The following is a 9,130-nucleotide window of genomic DNA, read 5'->3' as shown; positions in this document are numbered from 1 at the left end:
TTTTTCTATATATTATTAAAAATATTTAATATATTATTCCTATCAAAAATATATGTTGACTATAAAAATGCCCTATGATATAATTATATAATAGGATTCTTATTAAAATTAGAGGTATTAAGTGGATATTTATGATATAGTCGATAATCCCGAAAAGCAGCTTGAGGTTTTTTCTTCTATTATAAAGAGAATGAATGCCAGCAATGATCATGATGAGACTTTGGTGGCTATTGTATCTGAAATAAAAAGAATAATGTATACAGATTCTATTTTACTTTATTTAGTAGATCAGGAATTATTTAATATAAATTATGAAATGTCTATAGGTCCATTAGGCAGTAAATTTTTCGGACATATTATAGATAGTGAAAAACCTTTAGCAGTAAGAGCTTATACTACATCTAATTCGCTTTATTCTAATGATCCTCAGGAAGATTCTGCTTTTACTCCTATGAAAGAAATTCTTGGCGAGGAATTAAAAAATATTTTATTTGTACCTTTAAAAGTAAGAAAAAAGAATATAGGTTCATTATTTTTAATAAATAAAAAAAATGGAAAGTTTATAGAACAAGATACAGTTGTGATGTCATTATTTGCTAATATTGTATCATTAGCTTTAGTTAATAAAATGGTGTATGACAGAGCACAATCCAGAGCCTATGAGGTTGGTGCTTTATATCAAATGTCCATATCTATTAATAAATGCGAAACTATAGAAGAAATACTTAATGATAATATTAGTATAGTATGCGAAGCATTTGAAGCACATAGAGTATCTGTAATTTTAAAAGAGAATGGAGTATTTAAATTTAAAGCCGGAATTGGCATAGATGAGGATGTTATTAAATATGGTGTTGTAACTGTTGAAGACAATGTTCTTGCTGAGGTGCTCCGTACAGGAAAGCCGGTATATTCTATAGATGTAGATAAAGATCAAAGATTCAAGCCTAATAAAAGTTTAAGGTATACTAGAAATAGTTTTATAGTAGCGCCAATAATAGCAAAAGATGAGATAATTGGCTTTCTTTCCGCTACAGAGAGAAATATTAATAAAGCATTCAATTTAAGTAATTTATCACTTTTAGAAATGCTTGCACAGCAGATTGGTGAAAATTACATGCATATACTTTTATCTGAAGAGTCAAAAATAAAAGAATCTCTAACAGAAGAAATTAATTTTACAGAACAGCTTCAAAAGAGTGTACTTCCGAAAGAATTTCCTAATAAAGATTTATTTGATGTAGCTGCTGTCAGCATACCAAGTAAAAATGTAGGCGGAGATTTTTATGATTATGTTAAGATTAATGATACTAAATACGGGCTTGTAATTGCTGATGTATCAGGTAAAGGATTAGGTGCAGGATTCTTTATGACTATGACCCGTTCTATATTAAGAGTATATTTTTCTGAAATGGATGATCCGGCAAAGATACTTGAAAGTACAAATAAACATATATATGCAGATTCTAATAACGGTATGTTTGTTACATGTTTCTTGATTGTAGTTGATACAGAAAATAAAACAATTACCTATTCTAATGCAGGACATTTGCCTCAATTCTTAATAAAAAAGTATGATATTAGTTCTTTAGACTCCATACATGAAATGCATACTCATGGTAAGCCTTTAGGTTTTATTGAGAATGCAACATATCAGAATAAACAAATTTCTTATTCAAAATCGGATACAATAGTTTTATTTACTGATGGTATAACAGAAACTTTTAATAAAGATGGTGAAGAGTACGGAGAAGAAAGACTTAAAGCTATCTTAAAAAATGATTATGATAATGCAAAAGAGCTTGTAAATGATATTGTAGAAGAAACAATATCTTTTAGAGATAAAATGCCTCAGTTTGATGATATTACTCTTTTAGTTGCAAGATTATTAAATTAATTTTTTCTATTTTTATTTTAACATCTTTTTATTGAAATAAATACAGCTTTATAGTATATTATGATTAATATTCTATAAAGGATTTACTTATGAAAAAAATATTTCTATTGATTACAATAATTTCTTTACTTATAATTCAATGCGGTAATAAAACAGATAGTCAAACTGCTTCTAATGATACTAATACAAATGACTCAGTACAGTCAAATGAAACTATACCAGCAGCAAAAATATTATCACAGGCAGATACAGCATTTTTAGAGAATGTAAAAAATAAAATAGTAATAGACGGAGATTATCAATATACTTTCAAAGAGAATGGGGATTTAGAATATATGGATTCTATTTTAACATTTGAATCTTCAAAAGATGGAAGTAATGCTTATTATTATGAAACTTATAATATACAAGATAGATACAAAGAGGGACCAAGTAATATTGCTACAAATTATAGAGGCTTTTCAATAATAAATGGAATTCTTTATGAAGATAATTATCAAGGTTATGAAGGCGATCCTATTGAAACTATAATGGTTAAATGGGAAAAAGCAAATTATTATTCTAATTACTATTACAGACAAGTAAAAGCAAATCCTAACTTCGATAATTTCCCTTATGAGAATAAAGCAGATGTAACTTTTGATAAATATAATAGAATAGCAAGAGGTTTGTTAATATCAAAATCAGATTATAAACTTGAAGAAGTAGGTGATATTAATGAATATAATTTTGATAATGTATACACAAACGGTTATAATGCTTCTATTGAGTTAAAGAAAAATGATGACGGAACATTCTATTTCTATGCTATTAACATAACTACAGATGAAAACGGACAAACAGTAACTAATATTCAAAGTACAGATGTTAGTAAAATGGTATTAGAAGAAAATCAGTATGTTGAGCCTTATTGTGAAATATTTGACAATTCTATGGAGTATGGAGAAGTTTCTGGGGCTGATGGTACATATTTTATAGATATAACTCCTATAAGTTCTGATGCTTTAGTTTTAGTTGAAAATAATGGAAGCTATGGATTCAGCGGAGTTTTTAAAAAGCAGTCTAATTAATTATATTTAGTTTGAAATTTAAGGGCTTTATCGGTTATTGTATTGGTAAAGCCTTTTTATTTTTGCAGATTCTATATATGCAGGATAATAATGTTTTTATTGAAATAAATATATCTATATAGTATACTTGCGGTATTAATTCTTGGAGGATAGTTTATGAAAAAAATATTTTTATTTATCACAATAATGTCTTTAATTATAATTCAATGCGGTAATAAAACAAATACTCAAACTGATGATGCTTCAGGACAGTCAAATGAAACTATATCAGCATCAAAAATATTATCACAGGAAGATGCAGCATTTTTAGAAAAGGTAAAGAATAAAATAATTATAAGCGGTATGGCTAAATACACTTTCAAAGATAACGGCGATATAGAATATGTATATGATTCCGGAAGTTATAGAGAGGATAAAAATTATATATTTGAATCTTCAAAAGACGGAACTAATGCTTATTATTATGAACTTTATAATATACAGGATAAGTACGAAGAAGGACCAAGTAATATTGCTACAAATTATAAAGGCTTTTCTGTAAAAAATGGAATTCTTTATGAAGATAATTATCAAGGTTATGAAAGCGACCCTAATGAAACTATAATTACTAAATGGGAAAAAGCAAATTATTATTCTAATTACTATTACAGAGAAGTAAAAGAAAATCCTAACTTTGATAATTTCCCTTATGAGAATAAAGCTGATGTAACTTTTCAGAAATATAATGAAAGACAGGAAGGCATATTAATATCAGAATCAGACTATAGACCTGAAGAAGTAGGCAATATAAATAATTATAATTTTAACAATGTATATACAAATGCTTATAATGCTTCTATAGAATTAAAGAAAAATAATGATGAAACTTTTTACTTGTATGCTATTAGCATAACTACAGATGAAAACGGACAAACAGTAACTAATATTCAAAGTACAGATGTTAGTAAAATGGTATTAGAAGAAAATCAATATGTTGAACCTGAATGCGGTATAGGTGCTCATACTTTAGATTATGAAGAGACAGTAGGAATGGATGGCGGTTATATTATATCTATTCAGCCTATAAATTCTGATACTATTATGGTAACAGAACCTAATGGAAGTTATGGATTTACTGGCATATATAAAAAATCTGATGGGATGTCAGGTGCTGTAGATTCTAATGATAAAAGCACTAAAGAAAAAGCATACTATAATGCTTGCAGATGGTATGCTGAAAATTACAGTGAATTAAGTGATATTTTTAATAAAATTGTAGATTTTGATTTTGAGGGCGGCGGATATTATGAGATTAATATGGAGAATGTATACCTCTATATATCTAAATTTCAAAATTCGGGATATTTTTCTGACAATTATATTAAAAATTTAGAAAATAATTTTGAAGAAATAAAAAATAATTTGGAAGAAAATAAACAAAATGACGGAGCTGTTGAGGGTATGGATTATGACTGGTTTTTAGCTACTCAGGAAATGGATTATTATCTTAATATTATAACTAATGAAATTACTCTTAAAAATGTAGTAAATTATGGCGATGAAGGAGATTCTTTATGCATAAGTAATGATGCAGGAGAGTCTGTAATTTTAGAGGTTAAAAAATATGGAGATGAATGGCTAATTGAAAAATGATAAATGATAAGAAGATAATAAATAATAGGATAATAAAGTATGAGCAAAGAAAAAAAATTTAGTATTAGATTTGCTGAAGTTAAAGATATACCTACTATATTAAGATTTATAAAAGAGCTTGCTGCTTATGAGAAATTAGAGCATGAGGTTACAGCAACTGAAGATATATTAAAAGAATGGATATTTGAAAAGAAAAAATCAGAAGTTTTAATAGCTTTAGAAGATGATGTTGAAATAGGATATGCTTTATTCTTTCATAATTTTTCAACTTTTTTGGGTAAAGCTGGTATATATTTAGAAGATTTATATATAAGTCCAAATTACAGAGGTTTAGGATATGGCAAATCTTTATTAAACGAATTAGCCAAAATTGCAGTTGAAAGAGGATGCGAAAGACTTGATTGGCAATGTTTGGATTGGAACAAGACGAGTATTGATTTTTATTTATCATTAAATGCTTCTGCTATGGAAGAATGGACTACATACAGATTAAGCCATGATAATTTGAAAAAATTTGCTGCTGAATAATTTATGGGGTTGTTATTTATGAATAATAAAAAATTTACTATGAGATATGCTGAAGAAAAAGATATACCTACAATATTAAGATTTATAAAAGAGCTTGCTGCTTATGAGAGTTTGGAGCATGAGCTTAATCTTACAGAAGAAAGTTTAAAAGAAAATATTTTTGATAAAAAGAAAGCTGAGGTTATAATTGCTTTTGAAGATGATGTTCCTGTTGGGCATGCTGTATTTTTTGAGACTTTTTCTACTTTTGTAGGAAGACATGGTTTATTTTTAGATGATTTATATGTTAATGAGAAATACAGAGGCTTTGGTTATGGAAAGCAGTTATTTAAAAAGGTAGCTAGTATAGCTTTAGAACGTAATTGCGGCAGATTTGAATGGTGGTGTTTGGATTGGAATAAATCCAGTATAGAATTTTATTTATCCACCGGTGCCAAAATGGTAAAGGATGCCAGAATTTACAGACTTACTAATGAAGCATTGAAAAAATTTTTATAATCTTGATAATATGAAAAAAAATAGTATAATATATCAAATTTATTTCATAAATAATTAAGAGGTTGCAACATATGAAAAAAACAGTCTTGCTTAAGATATCAGGAGAGGCTTTGCTTGGTCAGAAAAATTACGGTATAGATAATAATGTAGTTGATAGAATAGCATTAGAAATGAAAGAAGCCTGTAATGATACTCAAATAGCTGTTGTAGTAGGCGGGGGTAATATTTTTAGAGGCATGCAGCTTTCGGATAAAACAGGAATGGTTAGAGCTACAGCCGATTCTATGGGAATGCTTGCTACAATAATGAATGCTATAGCTTTAAAAGATAGATTTATGGCTGCAGGAATACCTACTCAAATACTTTCTGCTTTTAATATAGAAGGCATGATAGAAGGTTTTGAAAGAGATAAAGCTATTCGTATATTAGAACGCGATAATGTTTTAGTTATAGCCGGCGGAACATCCAATCCATATTTCACAACTGACAGTACTGCAATATTAAGAGCATTAGAAATAGGGGCATCTATTGTATTAAAAGGAACTAATGTTGATGGTGTATATGATAAAGATCCTAAAACTAATAAAGATGCTAAAATGTATGAAGAGATTACATTTAAAGAAGCTATTAATCAGAATTTACGTGTAATGGATATGACAGCTTTTGCTATGGCTAATGATAATAATATGCCCATAAGAGTATTTAATATGAATAAAATGGGTAATATTACAAAAGCCATTACTGGTGAAGTTATAGGAACTTATGTTCATAATTAATATATAAATTTTATTTTAAGGAGAGTTTATGCTTGACTTCGGTTATATGCCTATTATACCAATGTTTGTTGGTATAGTTATAATACTTGTATTTTTACTTATTTTCTTACGTTTCTTCCCTATAGGGCTTTGGGTTACAGCTTTATTTTCCGGCGTAAGAATTAATATGATAACACTTCTTACAATGCGTTTAAGAAGAGTTAATCCATCTCTTATAGTTTTGAATCAGATAAAATTATGGAAAGCAGGTTTAAAAATAGGAAGCAATGAACTTGAGGCACATTATTTAGCTGGAGGAAATCCTACTGCAGTTGCTGATGCTTTAATTGCTGCTGATAAGGCTTCATTGGATTTAAGTTTTGAGCGTGCTGCTGCTATTGATTTGGCTGGAAGGGATTTAGTTGATGCTATAAGAACTTCTGTTTCTCCTAGAGTAATAGCTACTCCGTTAATTGCTGCTGTTGCTAAAGACGGTATACAGGTTAAAGCTACTGCAAGAGTTACTGTAAGAACTAATATTAACAGACTTGTAGGAGGTGCCGGAGAAGAGACAATCATCGCAAGAGTAGGAGAGGGTATAGTTACTACAATAGGTAGTTCTGCTTCTCATAAAGAAGTTTTAGAAAATCCGGATAGAATTTCTCAGGTTGTGCTTGCCAAAGGTTTAGACTCAGGTACTGCTTTTGAAATACTTTCTATAGATATTGCCGATGTTGATGTTGGAAGCAATATTGGTGCTTTCTTACAGATTGACCAAGCTGAAGCTGATAAAAAGATTGCTCAGGCTAAAGCCGAAGAGAGAAGAGTTATGGCTATTGCACGTGAACAGGAAATGCGTGCTATGGTAGAAGAGATGAAAGCTAAAGTTGTAGAAGCAGAATCTCAATTACCTTTAGCTATTGCTGAGGCACTTAAAAAAGGAAATATTGGGGTATTAGATTATTACAACATGAAAAATGTTATGGCAGATACAGAAATGCGTTATAGTATTTCCGGTATGGATTCTGCAAGCAAAAATAATAATTCTTCATCTGCAAAATAATATTTAAATAATAATTAAAAAAATAAAGGCTGTATAATTTTTTATACAGCCTTATATTTTGTATTGAAATATATTTTTTTTATTATATAATATAGATATGTTTGTAAATATTGTGTTTTTAGATAACATACTTGAAGTCAAGTCAAGTCAAGTCAAGTCAAGTCAAGTCAAGTAACTAAACACTATAATATCTTTATATATTTTTATTTTATCATAATAAAAAATTTAAATTTTATTTTTTATTATGTTTATAGGATGCACAATGTATAAAGATAAAAAAGTATATTTATGTGCATTCCATAATTTAGATTTGTATCCTTCTGCTATTAGGTTCAAAAAACAAGCAGAAAGTTTTGATATATTTGATGAAATTTTTATTTATAATGAATATAATCTGCCTTATGATGAAAAATTTGAAAGTTTACTTCGTTCTAAATTAATACTCAGCAGAGGTTTTGGTTATTGGTGTTGGAAGCCTTTTATTGTGTTTAAAACTTTAGAATCTATGAATGATGGTGATATTTTATTTTATGCTGATATAGGTTGCCATTTTAATAAAGAAAGTATTGATATATTTTATAAATATTTAGATACTGTTATTGAAAAAGGAGCATTATGTTTTGAAACATCTTACCTAGAAAAAATGTGGACTAAATCAGATTTATTCAATTATTTTAATGTATTAGATGATACAAATATTATAGATACTCATCAATTAGTGGCAACTTGTTTCTTTTTATTAAAAAATACTAATAATATTGAATTGATAAAAAAATGGCTTCAAGCTTATTATGATGATTTTTCTCTAATTGATGATACCCCTTCAAAAATTCCAAATGCTGATATATTTATTGAAAATAGACATGATCAAAGTGCTTTTTCTGTACTTGCTAAAATATATAGCTTTCCTACATATCCTTTTAATCAAGAGAAGTCTAAAAATAAAAAAATTCCAATTAATGCTTTGAGAGATAAAAAAAATGTGAATGATATAATTTCTTTAAATGAATTAACTGTTTTTATGGATATGTATTTATATAAATTTAGTAATCAATTCCATATATTTGTAGACAGATTGGTATGGTTCATTCCTATAAGAAATAAAAGAGATGATTTTAGGGATAATATGAATTTATACGCTATGAAGTTGATAAAAAAATATTTTGATGTAAATGAAATTGAAAATATTAATATAGCTAATATTAAAATTATAGATAGATATTTAAAATATATAATTAATAAAAAAGTTCAAAAATATATAAAAACTAATATAAATGAAATAAAAGATTATGTAAACTTTTTTAAAAATAGTATTGAAGAAGCAATAAATTACATTTCTAAATATAAATAGGGTTATTAAATAATAATAACCCTATCTGCATTTTTAATTATTTTTCAAAAACTAAATTATCTCCAGATTTTTTTACCTTTATAGTATCTCCTTCTAAATATTTACCTGCTAGCATTTCTTTAGCTAAAGGATTTTCTATAAAGTTTTGTATAGCTCTTTTCAATGGTCTTGCTCCAAACTGAGGATCATAACCAATATCAGCAATATAGTCTATAGCTTCATCGCTTACATCTAAAGTTATTCTTCTGTCTTTAAGTCTGTTAGCAACTCTTGCTATTTGATTTCTTACTATCTCAGCAATGTATTTTTTGTCAAGTCTAGTAAATGTTATTATCT

8 protein-coding genes and 1 pseudogene are annotated in these 9,130 nt (G+C 27.7%); 8 read left to right on the top strand and 1 reads right to left on the bottom strand.

Translation table 11 applies throughout. The features are described 5' to 3' along the window. Positions 1-121: 121 nt before the first annotated feature. The 8 genes from Q0J90_RS01075 (at position 122) to Q0J90_RS01040 (ending at position 8,794) form a co-directional block, all read left to right on the top strand. The gene (locus tag Q0J90_RS01075) at positions 122-1,897 is read left to right on the top strand and encodes a SpoIIE family protein phosphatase (protein WP_297276155.1); all 1,776 of its coding nucleotides are present in this window, start codon (positions 122-124) and stop codon (positions 1,895-1,897) included. Positions 1,898-1,986: 89 nt separating this feature from the next. Beyond that, positions 1,987-2,967, top strand: a complete 981-nt coding sequence (locus tag Q0J90_RS01070; RefSeq protein WP_297276154.1) for a hypothetical protein — start codon at positions 1,987-1,989, stop codon at positions 2,965-2,967. Between the two features lie 156 nt (positions 2,968-3,123). Continuing rightward, positions 3,124-4,599 (top strand): hypothetical protein, encoded by a 1,476-nt coding sequence (locus tag Q0J90_RS01065; protein ID WP_297276153.1) that lies wholly within the window; start codon positions 3,124-3,126, stop codon positions 4,597-4,599. A 39-nt stretch (positions 4,600-4,638) separates the two neighbouring features. Beyond that, positions 4,639-5,127 (top strand): GNAT family N-acetyltransferase, encoded by a 489-nt coding sequence (locus tag Q0J90_RS01060; protein WP_297276152.1) that lies wholly within the window; start codon positions 4,639-4,641, stop codon positions 5,125-5,127. An 18-nt stretch (positions 5,128-5,145) separates the two neighbouring features. Continuing rightward, positions 5,146-5,625: a GNAT family N-acetyltransferase gene (locus Q0J90_RS01055; RefSeq protein ID WP_297276151.1), complete on the top strand. Its 480-nt coding sequence runs from the start codon at positions 5,146-5,148 to the stop codon at positions 5,623-5,625. A gap of 71 nt (positions 5,626-5,696) precedes the next feature. After that, positions 5,697-6,401: a UMP kinase gene (pyrH, locus tag Q0J90_RS01050; RefSeq protein ID WP_297276150.1), complete on the top strand. Its 705-nt coding sequence runs from the start codon at positions 5,697-5,699 to the stop codon at positions 6,399-6,401. A 28-nt stretch (positions 6,402-6,429) separates the two neighbouring features. Continuing rightward, entirely contained in the window at positions 6,430-7,443 is a 1,014-nt protein-coding gene (floA, locus tag Q0J90_RS01045) for a flotillin-like protein FloA (RefSeq protein ID WP_297276149.1), read from the top strand. A gap of 262 nt (positions 7,444-7,705) precedes the next feature. Further along, positions 7,706-8,794: a hypothetical protein gene (locus Q0J90_RS01040; protein WP_297276148.1), complete on the top strand. Its 1,089-nt coding sequence runs from the start codon at positions 7,706-7,708 to the stop codon at positions 8,792-8,794. Between the two features lie 37 nt (positions 8,795-8,831). On the opposite strand, the pseudogene Q0J90_RS01035 reads toward Q0J90_RS01040, so the two are convergent. Then, positions 8,832-9,130: pseudogene (locus Q0J90_RS01035) on the bottom strand (type VI secretion system ATPase TssH); the annotation flags it as partial.

The organism is uncultured Brachyspira sp. (assembly GCF_944390595.1).
Taxonomy (GTDB): Bacteria; Spirochaetota; Brachyspiria; order Brachyspirales; family Brachyspiraceae; genus Brachyspira.
The sequence above is the reverse complement of the archived record's forward strand: the minus strand, read 5'-3'. Positions and strand labels throughout refer to the sequence as shown.

Bases quoted from the DNA above. Each gene is read 5' to 3' on its own strand.
- Q0J90_RS01070 (WP_297276154.1), top strand. From the start codon at position 1,987: ATGAAAAAAATATTTCTATTGATTACAATAATTTCTTTACTTATAATT.
- Q0J90_RS01065 (WP_297276153.1), top strand. From the start codon at position 3,124: ATGAAAAAAATATTTTTATTTATCACAATAATGTCTTTAATTATAATT.
- Q0J90_RS01060 (WP_297276152.1), top strand. From the start codon at position 4,639: ATGAGCAAAGAAAAAAAATTTAGTATTAGATTTGCTGAAGTTAAAGAT.
- Q0J90_RS01055 (WP_297276151.1), top strand. From the start codon at position 5,146: ATGAATAATAAAAAATTTACTATGAGATATGCTGAAGAAAAAGATATA.
- pyrH (WP_297276150.1), top strand. From the start codon at position 5,697: ATGAAAAAAACAGTCTTGCTTAAGATATCAGGAGAGGCTTTGCTTGGT.
- floA (WP_297276149.1), top strand. From the start codon at position 6,430: ATGCTTGACTTCGGTTATATGCCTATTATACCAATGTTTGTTGGTATA.
- Q0J90_RS01040 (WP_297276148.1), top strand. From the start codon at position 7,706: ATGTATAAAGATAAAAAAGTATATTTATGTGCATTCCATAATTTAGAT.